The sequence below is a fragment of the Priestia aryabhattai genome (assembly GCF_023715685.1).
Lineage (GTDB): Bacteria > Bacillota > Bacilli > Bacillales > Bacillaceae_H > Priestia > Priestia aryabhattai_B.
The window spans coordinates 1042104-1064145 of sequence record NZ_JAMBOQ010000003.1; the positions used below are offsets into that span (position 1 = coordinate 1042104).

Sequence of the window (22042 nt, forward strand, 5' to 3'; positions counted from 1 at the left end):
GAAACCAAATGAAAAAGAATGCAATGGGACAAGGCAACAGTAGATTCTCCGAAACAGGGCTGCGCAGACTGCGCGATGTGTTGACACGGCATGTTGAGTCCGGAAAGATTCCTGGACTTGTCGCCCTAGTTAGTCGGTACGGCGAGACACATGTCGAAGCGATCGGCACCATGTGCCATGAAGGTGGCTCACCGATGCGTCGGGACACGATTTTCCGGATGGCCTCGACATCCAAGCCAATTTCGGTCGCGGCGGCGATGATCCTGCTCGACGAGTGCAGGATGCGGTTGGATGACCTGGTAGAGACTTGGTTGCCGGAACTAGCTGACCGGCGGGTGTTGAAGCGAATCGATGGACCTCTGGACGATACCGTACCGGCACGGCGACCGATCACCGTACGGGACATTCTGACCTCGACTTTCGGGCTTGGCATGGATAGGACGTTGTTGGGCACTCCAATCATGGGCGCAATCTTCGAACAGGGGCTCACGCCCGATTTACCGGAGCCAATGCCTGAGCCAGATGAGTGGATGCGCCGTCTTGGCATGCTTCCGTTGACGCACCATCCCGGAGAGCGCTGGCAGTATCACATTAGCAATGATCTACTCGGTGTACTCGTCGCTAGGGTCACGGGTCAGTCGTTTGAGACGTTTCTGAGAGAACGTATCTTTGAACCCCTAGGCATGAAGGACACCGGTTTCTACGTGTCTGCTAACAGAATCGACCGGCTTCCGCCCCTCTACGCCCCAAATCCACAGACTGGAGAGTTCATTGTGTGGGACGAAGCTAAGGGAGGACGCTACAACCAACCTCCGGCATTCCAAGGCGGCGGCGGTGGACTGGTTTCAACCGTCGATGACTATCACGCGTACTTCCAAATGCTGCTGAATCACGGGATGCATGGGAGCAAACGGATCCTGTCCCGACCTGCCGTCGAGCTTATGACTACCAACCGCCTCACGCCCGAGCAGCAAGCCTTCCGAAACGCCATGGCTACCAACAACGTTCATGTGTCATTCGGGCAAGGGCAGCACGGCGGCTGGGGTATGGGAATGGCGGTGCGCACCTACCGCGGCGACTATGCGCCCATCGGCCAATTTGGCTGGGACGGAGGAAGTGGCACTTCTACCTACGCCGACCCGAACAACCAGCTCACCGGAATCCTGCTCACCCAAGTTGGGATGTCCACTGCGGATTCCGTGCGGGTTATCCATGACTTCTGGACAATGGCCTACCAAGCAATCGAAGACTGACATCGAGCCCGCGGTTCGTTTTTTAAAAAGGCCTCTACTAAAAAACAGAGGCCTTTTTTTATATTTAGATTTCCGATAACATGTTTTATGTTAACTAGCTCCCTCTATAAATTGAGTAATATCAAGGATTTATAGGGGGAATATAAAATATAAAAAAATTTTTTATGTCTATTCCGAACCTTATATTCTCATTTTTATAAGAAACTGGTACTAAGGGGAATAGCTTCGCTATTCTTTTTCCATTATTTTTAAAAAAAGATGGAGACATACATATGGTCGCACAATGGATCTCTATATGTCTCATAGCGATGAAACCTCCCATGTCTCTCAGCGTCTTAGCGCCTACATTCCTTCGTTCAATCTGTCTATGAGATAGAGTTTGGTAATGCTAGTTTGCAAGGTCGAATGCCTGAAAGAATGCTTTATCCCAAATACTCCGTGCTTCATTTTTAATGGACAAAGGTTAAGCTCCTAAAGCTAAAGAAAGATGGGGAATATCTTGTATCATTCGCTTTTCATCAAACGGACATTGTTTTTGACCTACAGTATGTAGAACACGAACTAACTTCCCACAAAGTACAATAAGTGATTGCTTCTTACGTAAAGGGTTTTCTTGTCTGGTTGTGTAGTACTGATGCAGAGCCTTAAAGGCTCGATTATGTCGAACAAGGGGCATTACAGTCCGAAAGAGCAACGCCCTCAATTTAGCCCTTCCCCGTTTGGTAATTCGAGTCTGTCCTTTGTGCTTTCCTGAGCTAGATTCTCGCAAATTTAATCCCGCGTACTTAAGTATTTGGCGTGGATTCTCAAAGTTTTTAATATCACCTAACTCCGAATAAAGTTCAATCACCGTTACCATCCCAACGCCAGGTACAGTAAGCATTTCAGCAATACCCGGCAGGGTGAGCACAAGGTCTTCCAATTGTTTTTCTAATGCATGTAGTTCTTCTTTCAGCATCTTATATCGTTTGATATTTGTGGCTATTTCTCGTTGTGCCATCTGTAGTCCAACCGTTAACCCTACTGAACGTCCAGCAGCCTCTTGAAGTCGCTGTATTCGTTTATGACTTGGGCGTTGTACGCCTCCGTAAGTGGACCATATTTCTGCCACCCTTTCGGGTGTTGTTTGATTAAGTTGAACTGGAAGAGGAATATGTTCTAGCGTGGCCAACGCCATCTTTCCACTCCAGTCTTTAAAAACGGTTAAAAACTCTGGAAAATACTTATCTAACCAATTGTGAATCCGTCCTTGTAGAGCTTGTAAATCACCTACAATTTGGTTTCTGATTGTAATTCCTGCCTTTACTTCTGCATCTTGATTCATTGGTAAGCGAGGATAAGAAAATCGACCATCTTTTATTAGCTGAGCGATAACTCTAGCATCCTTGATATCGTTTTTCGTTGGAGAGTTATCGTCGAGTTCTTTACTTCGCTTAACGTGCAGAGGATTAACGACTCCGAAGGAGACAAGTCTCTCCTTTAGTGTATAGGCTAGATTTAACCAGTAATGACCGGTAGGTTCCATACCAACTAGAACATCGGCTTTCTCATGTTTGTGTTGCATCTCTTCCAACCAGGCAAAGAACGCATCAAATCCTTCTTTTGTATTCGTGAAGGTTAGAGCTTTCCCAAGGATCTTTCCACGATCATCTTGCGCCCGGGCAACATGCTTAAATTTAGCAATATCTACCCCGACAATCAGTGTATGGGGTGTAACTTGATTTAACTTTTCGTTTTGAGTACAATTCATAAGAGTCCTCCTTGAATGATGAATTGAAGTCATGGCCATGACCTTCTGCATCATATCAAGGGGACTTTTTTATTTCAAGACACCAAGTAATTTCAAACAGGAATGCTTTATATATCTTTACACACTGAATATCAAGGTAAACCTGATATAATAAGAACTCATAACATACCGTAGGGGAATGAAATATGGATTCTAAGCAACTATTTTTAAGAGAGATACATACCATTATTAAGGAGTATTCAGAGATAGGAGAACAATTAAAGCAACCTCCTAAAGAATTATCATGGGAAGAATTCAATTTAACTAAAAATGAAATAAGTGCTTTGGACGACCAGGAATTCACAGATAAAAGCATCAGTGCGATTGAAAAAATTGTACGAGATAATATTATGGGTGCTTTTCATAGTGCTTTTTGTTTACTAGATGGTGTAAGTGATCCTGTATTAGAAAATGATGAAGAAGTATGGTTTGGCTTAAAGTTAGCAGAAAAGCAAGAAGATGAAGAAGAAGAATTTTTACATGTTGAACTATATAATTCTACTGATAAGGAACATTATGGTAACTAAAGTTGTATAGAGGTCAGTAAATATTGTCCATCTCTTCACATACAAAAGAGAGCCCCGCAGCTCTCTTTTGTATTTAATCACTATTTTGATCAGACATAGATACAGGAGAACCAGTAGAAGTATGTTCATTCACCCATTCGCGTGTTGTATCCGAAACAGCGGACCAGTTTGGAATTTTATCCCTGTGCTGCTGAATCCAATTCATGCAAAACTGAGGGTCAATGCTATGCTGTTCGCACTGTGATAAAAAGGCTTGAACAGTGGATTCATTGCAGTTTCCCCACGTTCCGCAAGTTGTGCGCCAAAAGCTTTCCATTGTCTCCTGCACAGATTGATTTTCATTTAACATATCAATTCCTCCTTGCCATATACTACCATTGTCATAAAAGGTACATAAACAGTATGTCCAAAGGAATTCAAAACATGTAGATGATTTAAAAACTCCTTGTAATTAATCCTTAGCTAAGAAAAATACCACGTTTTTCTATAAATAAGTAATAGATAAAACTATTTTTAATAAAGTCCGTTAATCATTACGTATATATTTGAAGTGATTTAATTAACATTCAATTTTACGTGAACTGATTTATGTAAACTAAACTTGTATATCGTATAAATAATAAAAATTACTCCTCAAGCAAAATATTTTTAGTAATTGGATATTTTTAGTAGTATGAAGTGGTAAGGAGAGGATCTTATGAAGGCTATTGTACATAGTAAAGAAAAAGGGATAGCAGGCTTAAATTATCAGGAGGTTCCTGAAAAAAAGCCTGGTTATGGTGAAGTAAAAGTAAAACTAAAGGCAGTGGGATTGAATCGTCGAGATTTGTTCGTTATTAACAATAGGACATCAGAGGACCCCGTTTTTATCCCAGGTTCTGATGGGGCAGGTATTATAGAAGAGATTGGCGAAGGAATTTCAGATTTCACTATACATACCGAGGTTATTATTAATCCGAGTCTTGATTGGGAGTTTGCTAATGAAGTTCCTACTGTTCCTAAAATATTGGGAGGGCCATCAGACGGTACTTTTTCAGAATATGTTATTATTTCGTCTAAAAATGTAGTTAAGAAACCTTCCTATCTTTCTTGGGAAGAAGCAGGGGTGTTATCTCTATCCGCATTAACTGCTTATAGAGCACTCTTTACAAAAGGAAATTTGAAAAAAGATCAGCATCTTCTCATACCGGGAATAGGAAGTGGTGTAGCTACTTACGCTATGTTATTTGCCAAAGCAATAGGGGCTAAAGTCAGTGTAACGTCAAGAAGGGAAGAAAAAAGACAACAGGCTAGAAATCATGGAGCAGACCGGGCATTTGATAATAATACGGATTGGAATGAAAGTCTAGAAGGTGAAAAAGTGGATGTAGTATTAGATAGTGTAGGCCCTGCTACATTCCCTCATTATTTTGATGTTCTCCGCCCTAATGGTTGTATAGTAAATTTCGGGGCAAGCTCTGGAGACAAGGTAGAAATCCCTTTACGAACTTTATTTTACCCACAATTTAATATTCTTGGTACATCTATGGGTAGTCGCGAAGAGTTTGAGCAAATGATTGAATTTATAACGAAACATTCTTTAAACCCCATTATAGACAAAACATACTCTTTACCCGAAGCTATTCTAGCCTTCAATAGAATGAATGAGGGAGAACAATTCGGGAATATCGCGTTACTGATTGAATAAGCTTACTATTCCTTTCAGAGCTCACTTTTTTAAGTGAGCTTCTTTATTTCCGATAATAATGGTTATGTTAACTACGTTTATGTATGATAACCATAAGTTTTTATTGAGACTTTGATATATAATTAAGTACAAAAAAGAATTATTTTAGGAAGAGGAACATGTGTGAAACGCAGTCAATTATTGTTTTTATCATTAGTTAGTAGTTTATTAGTTATTTTAACATCACTTTTCCAATGGGATTTAGTTGATCTTATAACGGAATTTTTAATGTTGCCTATTTGGTTAGGTGTATATGCCTCCTTTATCATTATGACCGGGTGGGCACTGGTTCATCTTTTTAAACATAAATATTGGAAACCTTTTATTATCCAACTTATAACCATTTTAATAGGGTTTTTCTTTCCCTTCAATCAAGTTAATCTGGATATGAACTTCAAAATCCATCAGGATAAAAGGGAAGAGGTGGCAGCTAAAATAGTATATTTTTTGTGAACTTATTCTTATGTTGAAAGGGAGAATATAAATGATAAAAAAAATGGAACACGTAGCTATTATTGTTACAGATATGGATGAGACTATTCAATACTACTCAGATATGTTTGGTTTTAAGGTTCGCCTTCGAGGATCTTCAAAAACAAGAGAGATGGCATTTTTGTACCTGGAGGAACAGCCTAGTGTAGAGATTGAACTAATTCGAGATATTAATCCTATTAGTGACTATAATAAAAGTGGTATTGTTAACCATCTTGCTTTTACAGTAAAGGATATTAACGAAGCAATTAACTATTATAAGAAAAAGGGAATTAAATTTTTATCTCCTGAACCACAACCAACACTGGAAGGCGGCCGTATGATTTTATTCTATGGACCTAGTGATGAACTCTTACAATTGGTAGAACGAGTAAAACTATAAATAAAACAGAACAATTAGACGAAACTACTCAAGATGCAATAGAGCATCAGCTGAACATCTATATTTAAAAAACAGAAAAAACTACCTTCCGTTCATGTGTGAACAAGGGTTCACAGCTAAGAGTGATTTCTTCATTATGCAGCTTTTTATACATCCTTGACATAACAACATTCAGTGGATGGGTGAATGAAGAGAAGATGTATAAAAACTACATCTTTTATACATATGCGACCTCTATCTAAAAGGGTCTTATTTTCAAAAAATATGTTATAATTTGTTTACTGATATTTCTACCTTATGAAAAACATTAGCTGTAAAAAGCAACCTCGCTTGCCAATTGTCGAGGTTGCTTTTTATTTTGTTAACGATAATAAGACAAGCATAAACTAAAATTTCCGATTTTAGTTAATATATATTACCTAAAGCTGGAACACTACTAACAGTTCTTTGTTGTTTCCAAAATGCTTATTAAACGCTGCTTTCCTTGTTCAGCTGTAGAAATCATCTCATCAAATAATTCTTGAACCGTAGGAACATCATTAATTAGTCCGATAACCTGTCCAGCCCAACCAAATCCCTCTCCTTCATTCCCATTGTAAATATATTTGCAGTTTGCCTTACCACTCACCATATCTTTTAAATCTTCATAAGTTGCCCCTTTGTGTTCACGTTCAATAATATCGCTAGTATATTTTGATTCTAAAACACGCCCAGGAGTCCCTAAAGTTTTCTTAATAATGACTGTGTCTGTCTCTTTTCCCTTCACAAGTGCTTCTTTGTATACAGGGTTTGCATGTACACACTCTTGCGTAGCAATAAATCTTGTTCCCATTTCTACCCCTTCTGCTCCAAGGGCAAAGGCTGCTAATAAGCCTCTCCCATCTCCAATACCGCCACTAGCTAGTACAGGAATTGACACGGATTCAACTACACGAGGAATAAGGACCATTGTGCCAATATCATCGCGTCCTAGGTGGCCGCCTCCTTCTTGTCCCACTGCCATTATAGCATCAGCACCAAGCTCCTCAGCTTTTTGAGCTTGTCTAACCCCTGAAACGAGCACAAGAGTTTTAATGTTCTCTCCTTTTATTCGTTCAAAAACAGGCTGAGGATTCCCTCCCGTTATAGAAATAGCCGGTACTTTCTCCTTGATAGCCACTTCAAGCAAGTCCTTATATTTCCCATCATGTCTTGCAATCGCAAAGTTTACCCCAAATGGCTTATCGGTCATGGTACGTACTTTACGAATTTCTTCTCGAAGCTTTTCTGGAGTTCCTAGAGTCGCAGCTGTAATTTGCCCAAGTCCACCAGCATTGGAGACAGCTGAAGCTAATTCAGCATAAGCTAAATAGGCTAATCCTCCTTGAATAATCGGATATTGAATTCCAAAGATTTCAGTTATTCTTGTTTTCATAAGTTTACTTCTCCTTTGTTAAATGACAGCTTATTTTGATCATTTTATGTATCTCTTTTTCGGGTACAGTACTGTCTAAAATAATAGAATTTTAATGTTCTTTATTAAGGTCCTTTTATATTTCTATAATGGGAATTATAAATATTGAAAAATGTATGGAATACCTAATATAGAAGAAGGGGAACTATTGCCTTTGTTCAACCTTTTCTTCTATAGGTGCGGGAATATATCTGTGAGTATTAGTAAGATCAGTATAAATAGAAAATAGTAAAACGCTGAACCAAATAACACTAGTTAAAAGGAATATATATTTAGTGATATTCTTTCATGTTTTAGATGTTGCTTCTTTTTCTCATTAACCTAAAACAAAAAACTAGCAAAGGAGAGACTAAAAAAGATTCTCTTCCATTTGTTTCATAAGTCTTCTTAATAATAAACGCTCTTCAGGTATAATACCTGCTAACAACTTGTCTTGTTGTTTTCTCCATCTTTCATTGACAGGTCCCTCTAGATCGCGACCTTCGGGAGTTAAATAAACTCTGCTAATTCTGCCGTCTTTTTCGTCACGTTGACGGTAAACTATTCCTTTTTGTTCAAGGGCTTTAACCATATTTGTTACAGTAGGTGGTTCACATTTTAGGTGTTCACATAATTGAACTTGCGTAAGTCCATCATTTGCCCATAGTTTGCATAACAAATTATCTTGCCCAGCATGAAGATTTACGTCTTGTAACAATTGGTTGTAGTTTCGACGCATTTGTCCTGATATTTTATCAAGAAGTTCTCTAATTTCATCTTCAATCATATAGATCATTCCTTATTGTAATTTAATTAGCAGACTAACTATATTACTTTCTTATTTTTTAGTCAAGTAATAAATAAAAAAACGTAATTATAGTAGGTGCAAACTAATTCGCTCAAATAATATTCAATTCCAAAGGTACTATAGTAGTTACACGATTTTTTAGACTTTTATTCTTTTTCTCCGAATTTTTTTCCGAACTCCTCCATTAAATCAATAATAGGAACAAGTGAAGTGCCTTTTGATGTTAGTGAATATTCAACACGTGGGGGAACCTCAGGATAAACTTCACGCTTAATTATACCGTCTGCTTCTAGTTCTCGAAGTTGTTTTGTAAGCGAGCCTTGAGAGATATCACCCAAAAAGGCTTTAATTTCACTGTATCGACGTTCCTTAGTTTTTAAAAACCAAAGGATTAAATATTTCCAACGCCCGGAGAGTATGTTTTGTGTATAAGCAATACCATACATTTCTCTTTCTTCTCGTATAAATTCTCTTTCAAACCCATCTTTACAAATTCTCGTCACCCTTACACCTCTTCTATCTACTCATAAGTACAAAAAATTGTACTACGGCAATTTAAATTGCCCTCTTCCAAAAGATGAGCAATGATTTTATTCTAGTCTACGTAACAAAAATACAGGTTACAATTTAATCATATCCAAAATTATCACAGATCAATTCTATATATTTTTTATCTATATAGTTAGCCGGCTAACCATTAATAGCATTGAAAGGAGTTTTATAAAATGTCAAATAAACAACCAGATGATCCGTTAAAGTTATCCATCTTAGATTTCGTTCATGTTTATCAGAACAGTAATCCTACTGAAAGTCTAAAGAATTCAACAGAGATGGTGCAATTAGCTGAGAGGTTAGGATATACCCGATATTGGTTTACTGAGCATCACAACACTACTAGTCAAATTAGTACATCTCCTGATTTGTTGAGTGTACATGCAGCTTCACACACTCAAAAAATACGTGTAGGTTCTGGTGGAATTATGTTACCTAACTATAGTCCCTTTAAAGTTGTAGAAAACTTTACCTTACTTGAAGCTTTACATCCTGGACGGATAGATCTAGGAATAGGAAGAGCGTCAGGAACAGATGGATGGACAGCATGGGCCTTACAGCGTTCGAGGGAAGCTCTTGCCGCCAATGATTTTCCAGAACAGTTAAATCACTTACTTTCATTTTTTTCGCGGGATTTTCCAAGGACTCATCCTTTTAGCAACATTACACCTCCAGGTAACCCGTCGTTAGTGCCTGATATGTATATGTTGGGATCTAGTGAAGGTGGTTTACAGTTTGCTGTAGAAAAAGGGCTTGGTTTTGTATTTGCTGCCCATTTAGCACCTCAGTTAGCAATTCCAATTCTTCGATCATATCGCAAAGACTTTAAGCCATCTTTGTATATGAAGGAGCCGAAAAGTATATTAGCTATTGGTGTTATTGTAGCAGAAACACAGGAAGAGGCAAAATATTTGGCAGGTCCAGTAGAGTTAACGTGGGCAAGAATGAGAACTGGTTCCTCTAATTTATCATTTCCGACTCTTAAAGAAGCCGAGTCCCATATCTATACACCAGAGGAAGAGGAAGCTCGGGATGCTAATAAGGATCGTTTTGTGATTGGAAGTGTGAATGATGTAGCTGTCCAATTGAGGCAGATGGCGAAAGCAGCCCTAGCTGATGAAATCATGATAGCTGATTTTTACCCTAGTCAAGAAAGCCGATTAAAAGGATACCAACTACTCGCTAAAGAATTTGACCTTAGCTCTAAATAAGTACAGAACGTAAACCAAATGGACAAACACCTGCGTCCAATCATGAAAATAGGTTAGGTTTTTGCAGCAAATAGAAAGAAGAGGGTATAAATGACAAATAAAAGACAGCTTAAAATTGGAGCTATTATAGATGGCGTAGGCTGGAATTACATGGGATGGCGTCATCCCGATATGCCAGCTAATGCTAGTGAAAATGTAGATTATTATGTACAGAAAGCTCAAAGAGCTGAAGAAGGTAAGTTTGATATGGTCTTTTTAGCTGATGTCAGCCACATTGGGCCTGGGATGATTCCACATTATTTGAGTATGTTTGAAGGTGTAAGTATTCTGTCTGCTCTTAGCATGGCTACTACTCATATTGGCCTTACTGCAACCATTGCGACTTCGTATGCAGATCCATTCACTGTAGCGAGACAGGTGGCTTCTCTTGATAAAATTAGTGATGGTCGAGCAGGATGGAATGCGATTACTTCTAATCCAGGAGGGTTAGCAAATTATAGTCGAACACATCTTTCTAAATCAGAATTATATCCAATGAAAAAAGAATTTTTAGAGATTGTGGAAGGACTATGGGATTCATATGAAGATGATACTTTTATACGGGATAAAGAAAGTGGAATATTTTTCAACCCAAGAAAAATGCATTCTCTAAATTATAAAGGTAAGTTTTTCTCGGTGGAGGGCCCATTAAATATTAGTCGTTCTAGACAAGGAAGACCTGTCATTTTCCAAGCTGGTACTTCATCAGAATTTATGGATATTGCATCGAAACATGCTGAAGGTGTATTGGTGAATGGCGACAATTTTGAACACGCTAAGAGCTTTAGCATGGAGCTAAAAAGAAGGGTAGCCCTAGAGGGTCGTTTACTAGATGATTTTTTAATCATGCCGACTCAAAACCCAATTGTCGGCAGAACAGAAAGAGAAGCTGAAGAAAAATTTCAGGAGTTAGAAAGCTTAATGCCATACGGATACAGAATCCCAAAACCGAAATTTTTTGGTTCAGCCGAGAAGGTAGCTAATCAAATTGAACGCTGGTACGCGGCGGGTGCTATGGACTTGCTTCTGCTAAGGCAGGAGCATCCTTCAGGATTTGATGACTTTATTGATTTAGTTGTCCCTATTTTACAAGAAAAGGGGATTTTTCGTAAGGAATATGAATCATACACTTTACGTGGTAATTTGGGTTTACCTTATCCGGGAAACAGATATGAGAAATCAACCCAAAATGATTAATATATACACGTTTAACTTGGTAGCAACTAAGAGAGACTCATAAATCATTATAGATATAAATGAAGAAATATTATCGTTAATTAAAAGGAGATTGTTTAACATGAAAAATCGAATTACAGAACTACTTGACATAGAGTATCCAATTATTTCAGCAGCAATGACATGGGTTACTTCTGCAGAATTTGTATCTGCAGTTTCTAACGCAGGAGGAATGGGAGTGTTGGGGCCCAACGCTGGACAAACAGAAAAGTCTTCAAGTCCAGAAGATACAGCTGAAAGACTTAGAAAAGAAATACAAAAGGTTAAACAACTGACTGATAAACCTTTTGCAGTTAATTATATATTCCCAATGGATAACAACACGGAAGATCCTTTTACGAATGCTATTTTTGACATTTTGGTAGAAGAAAAAGTGAAAAACGTGATTGCAATCGGTCAAAAGGTAATTCAAAAAGAAGTAAATAGACTAAAAAAGCACAACATTAATATTATTTATAGAGATCTTAGCCCTACTGTACAAAAGTTAGTAGAAGCAGGAAAATTAGGCGTGGATGCTCTTATTGCAACAGGTTATGAAGCTGGTGGCCATATGAGTGACTACAAAATCAGTACCCTATCAATTGTACCTCAAGTAACTTCCTTGGTAGAAATCCCTGTCATTGCAGCAGGTGGTATTATTGATGGAAAAGGGGCTCTAGCTGCTTTTGCGATGGGAGCAGAAGGTGTATATATGGGCACACGCTTTATAGCCACAAAAGAAAATCCAGCAAGTGAGGCTACAAAACAAGCAATACTAAATGTAAAAAGTGAGGAATTTATTGAATTTAAATCAGGTATCGGACATTTAAGAACCATTCCTACAGTAGCTGGAAAAAAGGCGTTTGAACTTATCAATCAAGGAAAACCAGAAGAGGCTTATAAATATTACGGAAATGGTTTTAAAGTTGGTATGTTAGATGGGGACTTAGTCAATGGTACTATAAGTTTATCCGAAGCTGCAGGTGGAATAAAAGAGATTAAGACTTGCGCGGAAGTAATTAATGAAATAATGAATACCCTTGAAAAATAATAATTTACGTTTCTTTTTCAATGACAGAGTACTTTAATGGAGTAATGAAAAAAGCGCAATCTCTCTATTTTAATACAGAGGGATTGAGCTTTTTTTTATGGGAATTTCTTAGCGTGATAAATCTAGATTTTACTTACGCTATTCCAATAACAGAGATAAATGAAGATCTCTTTGAAGTTAGTGAATATTACCATACGTCTTGTCATCAATTTATGAAGTCTCTTGAAAAATCATCTTTACATAATTTATACGTCTTTAAACCCTTTTACTACTGTTAGGTACAAAAAATCGTACTAGAGCAATTAAAATTGCCCTCTTCATAAATGAGAGTAATGATTTTATTATAGTCTATGCAAGCAAAAATTTACTTTTACAAATAGTTCCAATAGAACTCGATAAGCATGACAAAATTAGTTGTGAATTTAATATTTAGGAAAAGAAAGGAAGAATGTCAATATGAATAATACAATTGAATTACTTTGTAATCATACCTCTATTCGTTCTTTTATAGATCAACCACTGACAGAGGAACAACGAAATACAATCTTTAAGGCGGCTAACCAAACTTCATCATTCAGCCTACTACAAGTGGTTTCTATCATTAGAATTACTGATTCAGATCTTCGAAAAAAGGTGACGCAACTATCTGGTAATCAACCGTATATTGAAGATGCTGCCGAGTTTTGGATTTTTTGTGCTGATTTTAACCGAAATCATCAGATTGCTCCGAAGGTAGACCTTGACTATATAGAATACCTTTTAATCGGTTCATTCGATGCTGGGCTCATGGCTCAAAATGCTTTAACGGCAGCTGAATCAATGGGACTCGGTGGTGTATATATTGGTGGAGTAAGACTTAATATTGCAGAATTAACTGAGGTATTAAATTTACCAAAGCATGTGGTTCCTTTAGTGGGGCTATGCATAGGCCATCCTTCTGGAGAGAAGCCTGGACTAAAACCACGTTTACCTCAATCAATGGTTATGTTTGATAATCAGTATCAACCACTAGATGAAGAAAGGTTAGCAATGTATGACCAACAGATGCGTGAGTATTACCAAGATCGTCCTGTTAAAGCTCCTTTCACAGTAAAGAAAGTAAAGGGATGGAAAGATCATATTGAAGATCATCTTGAAAGAAGTAAACTGCCCTTTATGCTTGATTATTTAAACAAACAAGGATTTGCTAAAAAATAAACTAGATTCGGTATTGTTACCTACTTTTTAATGTTACCTGGATTAAGAACTTACTCACATTAAAGTAATGGATTTTTGTACAAATATAATTCGTTTTCCATAAAACTATACCTACAGGAGAAGAAAGGGCGTAAACCCAATGAACGACAAAGGGTTTACGCTCTTTCTTCTAACATTTTTTATATAAATTAGGCATTCCTGCTTACATATATAAGGCTCTCTACTTATTATTTCACTCAGGTTTCTCCCCGAATTTTTTGCCGAAATTCTCCATCATATCAAGTATTGGGATAAATTCACGCCCTTTAGTTGTTAATGAATATTCAACACTTGGAGGTACCTCAGGAAAAACTTCTCGTTTGATTAATCCATCTGTTTCCAATTCTCTCAACTGTTTTGTAAGAGAACCTTGTGAAATGTCCCATAAAAATGCTTTAATTTCGCTATAACGACGTTCTTTGGTTTTTAAAAACCAAAGAATAATATATTTCCAGCGTCCTGAAAGTATATTTTGTGTATAGGCAATGCCATATACTTCTCTTTGTTCCTTTATACACTCTTTGTCAAATCCATCCTTACATACTCTAGACACCTTTTCACCTGCTTTCTACTGTTAAGTACAAAAAAATGTACTATGGCAATTTTAATTGCCTACTTTAAAAAGATGAGAAATGATTTTATTCTAGTATATGTAACAGAAATACTCAATACGTTTTTAATATCTAATAAATATATGTTTACGGTTTGATAAACATATAATTGTGTAACTTTAAGTAAAATAATTCTTTTATATACAAATTCTTTAGGAGGAACAATAATGAGATTTGGAATTATAGGTGCAGGACCAATTGGGTCAATTATTTCTAAAAAATTAGTTAAGAATGGGCATGATGTCAAAATTGCAGATGCAAGAGGAATTGAACGTTTAGAAGGAAAAGAGTTTTCTGGAACACCTATGCGTGTAGAGGATGCAATTAAGAATATTGAAGTTCTTATAATATCTCTCCCTATAAAAGCAATGCAAAGCATTCGGAACATTATCGATCAAGTCGAGGAGGAAGTAATCATTGTAGATACTTCAAATTATTATCCTTTTAGAGACGGCAAAATTGAAGAAATCGAGAACAGGGTGGTTGAAAGTGTTTGGGTTTCAAATCAATTAGGCAGACCTGTCATTAAAGCTTTCAACAACTTATTAGCCTATACTGTAGAAAATGAAGGAGCATCCGAAGATTCTACTGGACGAATTGCAATGGCAGTTGCTGGTAATGACCCATCACATAAACAAATAATCATGGACGTCGTACACGAGCTAGGCTTCGATTCAGTAGACAGTGGTTCTTTAAGTGACTCTTGGAGACAACAGCCAGGAACTCCTGCTTACTGCACAGAGCTAACAAAAGATGAACTCACGAAAGCGTTGAAAAAGGCAGATAAAGAAAAAGCACCATTACTACGCGATAAAGTGATGGAAAGGTTTGCAGAGCTTCATGCAGAAAAAAAGAAAGTTGAATTTTCACATAAAGATATTGTGAATCTAAACAGAGAAATATATAATTCATAAAAACAAAAGGTGCACTCAGTTAGAGCGCACCTTTTGTTATATAAGACACATCATAATCGTCTACTTTCTGGAAAAGGGCTATCTAAATTAATTTTATACCTAGTAAGTATCTGAAGGGGGGAAGAAAGAAATGTTTTTTGGTATTTTATTTACGATTCTATGGGCATCTGGGGCAGTATCTGTTAAATTTGGTCTTTTATCGGCCCCGCCATTAATAATGGGGACTATTCGCTTTCTTTTAGCCGGTAGTTTATTGTTAGTATATATTTATTTGTTTAGGAAAGGTAAATACCGCATGCCCCAAAAACATGAGTGGAAACCACTGATACTATTAGGTTTATTTAATACTTCTCTGTATCTTGGTTGTGGTTTTTGGGCACTAAAAACCGTATCATCTGGCTTTTTTAACTTAGCAGTCGTGGTTAATCCTTTTCTTGTTGCAATTCTGTCCTCAATTTTCATGAATCGTTTCATTCAGAAGAAAGAGTGGATGGGGATGCTTGTTTCAGCCATTGGCTTAGTAATTGCTACATATCCTTTATTGCAAGATGGACATTCTACATTGAGTGGAATACTCTTGCTACTAATTGGCATGATATCTATGGCCATTGGCAGTGTTTATTTTCAAAAACAAAAGTTGCAACTGCCTAGCTTAGTAATTAATGCCTGGCAGGTTTTATTTGGTGGAATTATTTTAATTATACCTTCTATGCTTTTAGAATTAGATGAACCCGTCTTATTTGATATGAATCTGGTCCTATATCTAGTGTGGTCCGTTTTAGGTGTTTCAATCTTTGCCATGATCCTATGGTTTTATTTACTTAAACAAGATGCCGTTAAAGCAAATATCTGGCTATTTCTAACACCTATTGCAGGTTACCTTTTAGCCTCTATCTTATTAGATGAAAAGATTACAATATATGATGCTATTGCTTCCCTGTTTGTCTTTACTGGGTTATATTTATCAGGTAATTTACGGCTAAATAAATTACCTAAACCTCCACTAGAGAAAAAAGTGGAAGCATAGCATAGCAAAATTAATAATTTAATTAAGAAAGCTTTTAAGAGATATACTTCTTAAAAGCTTTTTTAATTTCGATAAAATTCCATTATGTTAATTAGACTTGTTATATCGTATACACAGTGACTTTGATGTTAGAACCTACTATATCAATCTTTGTTATTCAATTATTTTACCTGTAACTAAAATAGGTTAGAATAAATATATGAGGTGTTAAGAGAAAAGAGGGAAAGGGAATGAAACCAACGATATATGATGTAGCAAATGAAGCTGGTGTGTCAATTTCAACTGTTTCTAAGGTACTGAATAATACAGGGAGTATTGCAGAGAAAACTAGAAAAAAGGTTAGGGATACAATGCGCGAGCTAAACTACCAACCTAGTGTGGTAGCATCCGTCAAAAAGCGTATTCAAACTATTGGGCTTCTGATACCGAATATTGCGAATCCTTTTATGGCAGAGATAGCAAGGGGGATTGAAAATCATGTTAAGAAATTCGGTTTTAGTTTGATGATTTGTAGTACGGACAATGATTTAAAAAATGAAATCGAATATATTTCTATATTAAAGCAAAAGTACATAGATGGTATTATAATTGCTACAGGATTAAAAGAGGATAAAGCTATCAAGGAGCTGCTTAAGGCTGAGATTCCGGTTGCATTACTTTCGAGAGACGTATCTTCGCTTGCTGTGGATGCAGTATTAGTAGATGATTTTCTAGGAGGATATGAGGCTACAGAATACTTGATAAGCTTAGGGCATAAAAGAATTGCAATGATTACTGAAGACATTAAGTTTCCGACGATAAGAGCAAGATTTGAGGGATATAAACAAGCCCTTGAGAAAGCAGGATTGCAATATGATGAAAGTTTAGTGTCTCTCAATAATACTTCACTTGATGAAGGAAAACAGTCTACACGTGAACTTCTACATTTGCCTGTTCCCCCGACAGCTATTTTTGCCTCAACCGAATTTCTTGCGATTGGAGCAATACAAGGTGCGCGTGAACTTAAAATAAATGTTCCGCAAGATCTATCAATTATTGGGTTTGACGACACGGTCCTTTCGACAATTTGTGATCCTCCTTTAACTACAATAGCTCAACCTATTCATGAAATGAGTAAGAAGGTTGTTGAACTATTAATAGAGGAGATTGAAGATTCAAAGGAGACAAAGCAACGAATCGTTTTATCTCCAAAATTAGTGGTTCGTGCATCTACTTCTCATAATAAAACGAATACATGAATGTAAATAAAATAATTAAACCTTGCAGTACTTAATACCGTTATTAAAGTTTAAAGTTAGACATTTATGTATTGCATAATCAATTTTCAGAAGTGAAAAAGGCTACACAGCTTCCTTTGAAGCTATGTAGCCTTTTTTTGCTATCTTTTTTTAAAAGAAGAAAATTAATAATCCTAAATCATAAGAACACTCATAAATATCTTCCACAATATCTATAGAGAATTTATCTTGTTTAAGATGGTCTTGTGTTTTATTACCCCAACTAACAACGTATTAATCTATCACTACATGTCTTTAATCTTCTCTAAAATCTTCGTTTGACATAGGTAAAATATTGCTGTTTATTCTATATAACGAAATCCATCTTACCAAAAAAATATAGTTATTGATGGGCAATCCATTTAGAGCTTTCCTATTAACTTTATTAATTTATCGTGGTAACTACTTATTGACTTTAAGGAAACCTAAAAAGGAAAGAGCTTTCCTTATTTTCGAGAGTGTCTGAATTTACTTTACTGATACTTATAAAAAAATATAAAATTGTCTTACTATTTTTAAAGCGCTTAAGAGAAACGTTTAATCTAAAAATCAAGTTATAAGATATAAGCTTATATTATTATTTAAATTTTTAAAAAATTATTGACAATAAAAAAACTAAAAGATAAACTCATTATCAAGGAAAGTGCTTTCCTTAACTGTTAGCTTACAAATCATAAAAGGGTTGGTTAAACCAAAATATGAAAGCGCTATAAAAAAAGAAATAGCAAGAGAAAGGTAACTTTATTTAATCTTAAGGGGGAAGAAAGATGAAAGAAGTTAGAATTGGTCTGGTTGGTGCAGGACGTATGGGAAGTTTTCATGGAAGAACAGTTGCTCGTAAAATCTATGGGGCAAAGCTTAACGCGATTGCTGATCCAGTTTCAGGAGCTGCTGAAAGACTTGCAAAAGAACTGGGAGTATCAAAGGCATATACAGATCCAAAGGAAATGTTTCAAGATCCACATATTGACGCAGTAGTTATTGCAGCTCCTGCCCGTTCACATGCAGATCTTGTTGTTGCTGCTGCTAATGCGGGGAAAGCAGTTTTTTGTGAAAAGCCAATGGCAATTACTCTAGAAGAAGCAGATAAAGCCATATTGGCAGCTCAAAACGCAAATGTTCCCTTACAAGTTGGCTTTAATCGTCGTTTTGCTTCAGATTTCAGAGCTGTTCATAACGATATTGTTGAAGGTAGAATCGGAACTCCACAGTTATTGAGATCGTTAACGCGTGATCCGGGATTAGGTGATCCAGCTCCAATTCCAGAATGGACTATTTTTTTAGAAACGCTAATACATGATTTTGATACATTACTCTATTTAAATCCAGGTGCAGAACCAATTGAAGTTTACGCAGTAGCTGATGCACTTGTACGTCCAGATTTTAAAGATAAAGGTCTCCTTGACACTGCGGTTGTTAACATCCGTTTTGATAACGGAGCAATTGCAACAGCTGAAGCAAATTTCCAAGCAGTTTATGGATATGATGTTCGCGGTGAAGTATTTGGTTCAGCCGGAATGGTGACAGCTGGAGGTGTTCAACAAACAAATATGATTCGCTACACTGCAGAAGGAATAAGTAGCGATACATACCGAAAAGACACTGAATTATTACATGATGCTTACGTCGCAGAACTCACTTCTTTTGTAGAATGTGTGCGTAATGAGAGTACTCCATATGTAACAGGTAAAGATGCTCGCAGAGCTCTTTCAATTGCACTTGCTTGTATTGAATCTGTTAAGGCAAATGCACCAGTGAAAATTAAGGAAAGTGTACAGTTGATTTAATTAAACTATCTTAATTACAAAACCACTATTTTATCTGACCTAAAAAGAAAGCGATATCATTAGGAATTTGATTCTTCTTTTTAGGTTTAGATTTCTGAAATGCATCACTTCTAAAATAAATTAAATGTGTAAAAAGGAGAATAGAAATGAAATTTTCAATTTGTAGTTGGACTTTTGGAGATATTCCTTTAGAAAAGACAATGGAGTTTGTTGCAAAAACCGGGTATGACGCAATAGAAATTAGAGCTGCAGTAGATGACTATAACTGGCGCGATATTAAACAATTAGCGAAAAATTTAGATCTAGAAATAAGTGGTTTGACAGGTGATACTGGTTGGCCAAACGAAGAACAAGATTTAGCTAATCGAAGCGAAGATAACCGAAAAAAAGCAGTCGCATACTTTGAAAGGCAAATTGAAGCTGTTAAAGAGGTAGGAGCAGAATATTTAGTTGTTTGTCCTTCTGCGGTTGGAAAAACAGCTCCAATGGGCAATGCTGGAGAGGATTGGAAATGGGCTATTGACTCTGTACAAAGATTAACGAAAAAAGCAGAGGAATTAAATATTACTCTTGTAATAGAGCCTTTAAACAGATATGAGAGTTGTATTGTTAACACAGGAGCCGATGCTACAAAATTTGTTAAAGAAGTTAATCACCCTAAAGTGAAAATGTTGCTAGATTCCTATCATATGAATATTGAAGAGCGAGATCTTGAATTTCCCTTTTTAGATGCACAGGACAAACTGCATATTCTTCATGTAGCTGACAGTAATCGAAGAGGTATGGGGCGTGGCCACATCGACTTTAAACCATTTATCTCTGGAATACAGAAGATAAACTTTGATGGATATGTTGTAGTAGAAGCAACAGCTCCTGGTCCAAATCCTTTTCAAGCGAATAAAGGAGCTAATATGAATATGATTTATACTTTCGCGGAAGAAAGTTTATCCTTCTTACAAAATAACTTTAAGCCTGTGAAACAACTCTAAATAGTATTTTTTTGCTAAAAAAGATTCAACTAAAGGGGCGGATGGGTGGACCATGAATAAACAAAAAATGTATAGGTGGGTAATTTATTGTTTTGGTGCTTTAGGTGGGCTTTTATTTGGTTATGATACAGGAGTTATTTCAGGTGCTCTTCTTTTTATAAAAAAAGACATGGGGCTAACACCTTTTCTTGAAGGGTTAGTTGTAAGTGGAGTTTTAATTGGTGCCCTTATTGGTGCAGCTTTTAGTGGACCTGTAGCCGATAAATATGGAAGAAAGAAAACCATTATTATGTTAGGTGCACTATTCACAATTGGCGCAATTGGAACAGCTATTTCTCCTAATGTACATACTTTAATTGCGTTTCGTATTGAACTGGGAATAGCAGTTGGAGGAGCTTCAGGGATTGTCCCTCTCTATTTAGCTGAAATGGCTCCAGCAAATATTCGTGGTAAGGTCTCTTCATTAAACACGATTATGAATGCTCTTGGTATTTTTATGGCCTATCTCGTAAATTACATGTTTGCAGCTTCAGAAAATTGGCATTGGATGCTAGGATTAGCCGTTATTCCTTCTGTTTTACTGATGCTAGGGATGTTCTTTATGCCTGAAAGTCCAAGGTGGCTTTGGCAGAATGTAAGTGAAAATGAAGCACGCAGAGTATTATCTCTGACAAGGTATTCACACCAAGTAGAAGAAGAAATAAGAAGTATAATGCAGATAAAGACTGAGAAAAAGGTCAATTTAAAACTGCTTTTTGCACCTGGCTTACGTTCTGTTTTATTTATTGGAATCGGCATTGCTGTATTTCAGCAGATCATCGGAACCAATACAATTATTTACTATACACCAACCATTCTAAGTACAGCTGGATTTGGATCTACAGCAGCCATTGCTGGAACAATAGGTATCGGAGTTTTTAATATTTTGTTTACGATTCTCGGAATGCTTCTTATTGATAAAATTGGACGCAAAAAGCTGTTATTAATCGGAAACATCGGTATGACGATTGCGCTTGGTACACTGGGAGTTGGTATGACATGGGTTGAGGTGCCTGTATGGCTATTACTTACTTGCCTTTCTTTATTTATTGTTGCCTATTCAGCAAGCTGGGGAATGGTTGTATGGGTTATCCTTGGTGAAATCTTCCCTATGAATGTTCGTGGTATAGCAATGGGGGTCGCCAGCACAGCTTTATGGCTTTCAAACATTGTTATCTCGATGTCATTCCCAGTCCTTGTAGAGGCCGTTGGGGTGGGAGTCCTATTCTTAACATATGCAGTTATTGGCGTTTTCGCCTTCCTCTTTGTTATAAAATATGTTCCCGAGACAAAAGGTCGAACGCTAGAAGAAATTGAATTAGAGATAGCATTCAAAAATAAACAAGCTGTTAGCTAATATAGGTTGATTGCCTACCAGAAATAGATTCAAGAATTAATAAGAGAATTTAAATTCTGAGTAAAAATAAGTCACGCCTTTTTATAAGATGTGACTTATTTTTGTATTTATATAATGTCTCTTAAAAAAACAGACAAAAGAATCCATACTGAAGGCCTCTGACAAAGGTTCTTTTGCTGATGTATGAAACTTTTTATACATCCTTGATTTCTCAACCTTTCTGAGACAACCAAGCTCGAAATCTTTAAGGAAAAGTAGTTATTTTAATCACTCTAAATTAAGAATAAATTGCTTCCAGGTCCTTAAAGAGAAAACTTTTTCCTGTGTA

General features: G+C 36.7%; 21 protein-coding genes. 15 read left to right on the forward strand and 6 right to left on the reverse strand.

The window, feature by feature from the left end; all coding sequences use genetic code 11:
* Positions 1-23: 23 nt before the first annotated feature.
* Positions 24-1253: a serine hydrolase domain-containing protein gene (locus tag M3225_RS18455; protein WP_251396145.1), complete on the forward strand. Its 1230-nt coding sequence runs from the start codon at positions 24-26 to the stop codon at positions 1251-1253.
* Positions 1254-1716: 463 nt separating this feature from the next.
* Here the strand turns inward: M3225_RS18455 and M3225_RS18460 are convergent, their stop codons facing one another.
* Positions 1717-3003 (reverse strand): IS110 family transposase, encoded by a 1287-nt coding sequence (locus M3225_RS18460; protein WP_251396025.1) that lies wholly within the window; start codon positions 3001-3003, stop codon positions 1717-1719.
* Positions 3004-3188: 185 nt separating this feature from the next.
* Between M3225_RS18460 and M3225_RS18465 the strand changes: the two genes are divergently transcribed.
* Positions 3189-3569 carry a hypothetical protein gene (locus M3225_RS18465; RefSeq protein ID WP_251396026.1) on the forward strand — a complete coding sequence of 127 codons (381 nt, stop codon included), beginning with the start codon at positions 3189-3191 and terminating at the stop codon, positions 3567-3569.
* Between the two features lie 73 nt (positions 3570-3642).
* Here the strand turns inward: M3225_RS18465 and M3225_RS18470 are convergent, their stop codons facing one another.
* On the reverse strand, positions 3643-3918 hold the full coding sequence (locus tag M3225_RS18470) for a hypothetical protein (RefSeq protein ID WP_251396027.1): 276 nt from the start codon (positions 3916-3918) through the stop codon (positions 3643-3645).
* Positions 3919-4266: 348 nt separating this feature from the next.
* Here M3225_RS18470 and M3225_RS18475 point away from each other — a divergent pair, with 348 nt between their 5' ends.
* The 3 genes from M3225_RS18475 to M3225_RS18485 all read left to right on the forward strand — a co-directional run bounded on the left by M3225_RS18475 (position 4267) and on the right by M3225_RS18485 (position 6169).
* Complete coding sequence (locus tag M3225_RS18475) at positions 4267-5256, forward strand: zinc-binding dehydrogenase (RefSeq protein WP_251396028.1); 990 nt, start codon at positions 4267-4269, stop codon at positions 5254-5256.
* 162 nt (positions 5257-5418) lie between these two features.
* Positions 5419-5748: a hypothetical protein gene (locus M3225_RS18480; protein WP_251396029.1), complete on the forward strand. Its 330-nt coding sequence runs from the start codon at positions 5419-5421 to the stop codon at positions 5746-5748.
* Positions 5749-5791: 43 nt separating this feature from the next.
* Complete coding sequence (locus tag M3225_RS18485) at positions 5792-6169, forward strand: VOC family protein (protein WP_251396030.1); 378 nt, start codon at positions 5792-5794, stop codon at positions 6167-6169.
* A gap of 436 nt (positions 6170-6605) precedes the next feature.
* Here M3225_RS18485 and M3225_RS18490 read toward each other — a convergent pair whose 3' ends face one another.
* From M3225_RS18490 to M3225_RS18500, 3 genes are all read right to left on the reverse strand, one after another.
* Positions 6606-7583, reverse strand: coding sequence for an NAD(P)H-dependent flavin oxidoreductase (locus tag M3225_RS18490; protein ID WP_251396031.1), 978 nt, complete (start codon positions 7581-7583; stop codon positions 6606-6608).
* A 388-nt stretch (positions 7584-7971) separates the two neighbouring features.
* Positions 7972-8388 (reverse strand): MarR family winged helix-turn-helix transcriptional regulator, encoded by a 417-nt coding sequence (locus M3225_RS18495; protein ID WP_308215751.1) that lies wholly within the window; start codon positions 8386-8388, stop codon positions 7972-7974.
* Between the two features lie 167 nt (positions 8389-8555).
* Positions 8556-8912, reverse strand: a complete 357-nt coding sequence (locus M3225_RS18500; RefSeq protein ID WP_098804187.1) for a winged helix-turn-helix transcriptional regulator — start codon at positions 8910-8912, stop codon at positions 8556-8558.
* Positions 8913-9134: 222 nt separating this feature from the next.
* Between M3225_RS18500 and M3225_RS18505 the strand changes: the two genes are divergently transcribed.
* The 4 genes from M3225_RS18505 to nfsA all read left to right on the forward strand — a co-directional run bounded on the left by M3225_RS18505 (position 9135) and on the right by nfsA (position 13674).
* Entirely contained in the window at positions 9135-10172 is a 1038-nt protein-coding gene (locus tag M3225_RS18505; RefSeq protein WP_251396032.1) for an LLM class flavin-dependent oxidoreductase, read from the forward strand.
* A gap of 90 nt (positions 10173-10262) precedes the next feature.
* Positions 10263-11408, forward strand: a complete 1146-nt coding sequence (locus tag M3225_RS18510; protein ID WP_251396033.1) for an NtaA/DmoA family FMN-dependent monooxygenase — start codon at positions 10263-10265, stop codon at positions 11406-11408.
* A gap of 100 nt (positions 11409-11508) precedes the next feature.
* Positions 11509-12477, forward strand: a complete 969-nt coding sequence (locus tag M3225_RS18515; RefSeq protein ID WP_251396034.1) for an NAD(P)H-dependent flavin oxidoreductase — start codon at positions 11509-11511, stop codon at positions 12475-12477.
* A gap of 456 nt (positions 12478-12933) precedes the next feature.
* The gene (nfsA, locus tag M3225_RS18520; RefSeq protein ID WP_251396036.1) at positions 12934-13674 is read left to right on the forward strand and encodes an oxygen-insensitive NADPH nitroreductase; all 741 of its coding nucleotides are present in this window, start codon (positions 12934-12936) and stop codon (positions 13672-13674) included.
* 232 nt (positions 13675-13906) lie between these two features.
* Here the strand turns inward: nfsA and M3225_RS18525 are convergent, their stop codons facing one another.
* Positions 13907-14266, reverse strand: coding sequence for a winged helix-turn-helix transcriptional regulator (locus M3225_RS18525; protein WP_251396038.1), 360 nt, complete (start codon positions 14264-14266; stop codon positions 13907-13909).
* A 225-nt stretch (positions 14267-14491) separates the two neighbouring features.
* On the opposite strand from M3225_RS18525, the gene M3225_RS18530 reads away from it, so the two are divergent.
* The 6 genes from M3225_RS18530 to M3225_RS18555 all read left to right on the forward strand — a co-directional run bounded on the left by M3225_RS18530 (position 14492) and on the right by M3225_RS18555 (position 21714).
* Positions 14492-15238 carry an NADPH-dependent F420 reductase gene (locus M3225_RS18530; protein ID WP_251396040.1) on the forward strand — a complete coding sequence of 249 codons (747 nt, stop codon included), beginning with the start codon at positions 14492-14494 and terminating at the stop codon, positions 15236-15238.
* Between the two features lie 130 nt (positions 15239-15368).
* The gene (locus tag M3225_RS18535; protein ID WP_251396042.1) at positions 15369-16265 is read left to right on the forward strand and encodes a DMT family transporter; all 897 of its coding nucleotides are present in this window, start codon (positions 15369-15371) and stop codon (positions 16263-16265) included.
* Positions 16266-16495: 230 nt separating this feature from the next.
* A complete protein-coding gene (locus tag M3225_RS18540) occupies positions 16496-17503 on the forward strand; it encodes a LacI family DNA-binding transcriptional regulator (protein WP_251396044.1) in 1008 nt (335 codons plus the stop codon).
* An 806-nt stretch (positions 17504-18309) separates the two neighbouring features.
* Positions 18310-19329, forward strand: coding sequence for a Gfo/Idh/MocA family oxidoreductase (locus M3225_RS18545; RefSeq protein ID WP_251396046.1), 1020 nt, complete (start codon positions 18310-18312; stop codon positions 19327-19329).
* A gap of 146 nt (positions 19330-19475) precedes the next feature.
* Positions 19476-20318, forward strand: a complete 843-nt coding sequence (locus M3225_RS18550; protein WP_251396048.1) for a sugar phosphate isomerase/epimerase family protein — start codon at positions 19476-19478, stop codon at positions 20316-20318.
* 52 nt (positions 20319-20370) lie between these two features.
* Entirely contained in the window at positions 20371-21714 is a 1344-nt protein-coding gene (locus M3225_RS18555; protein ID WP_251396050.1) for a sugar porter family MFS transporter, read from the forward strand.
* The last annotated feature ends 328 nt before the right edge of the window (positions 21715-22042 follow it).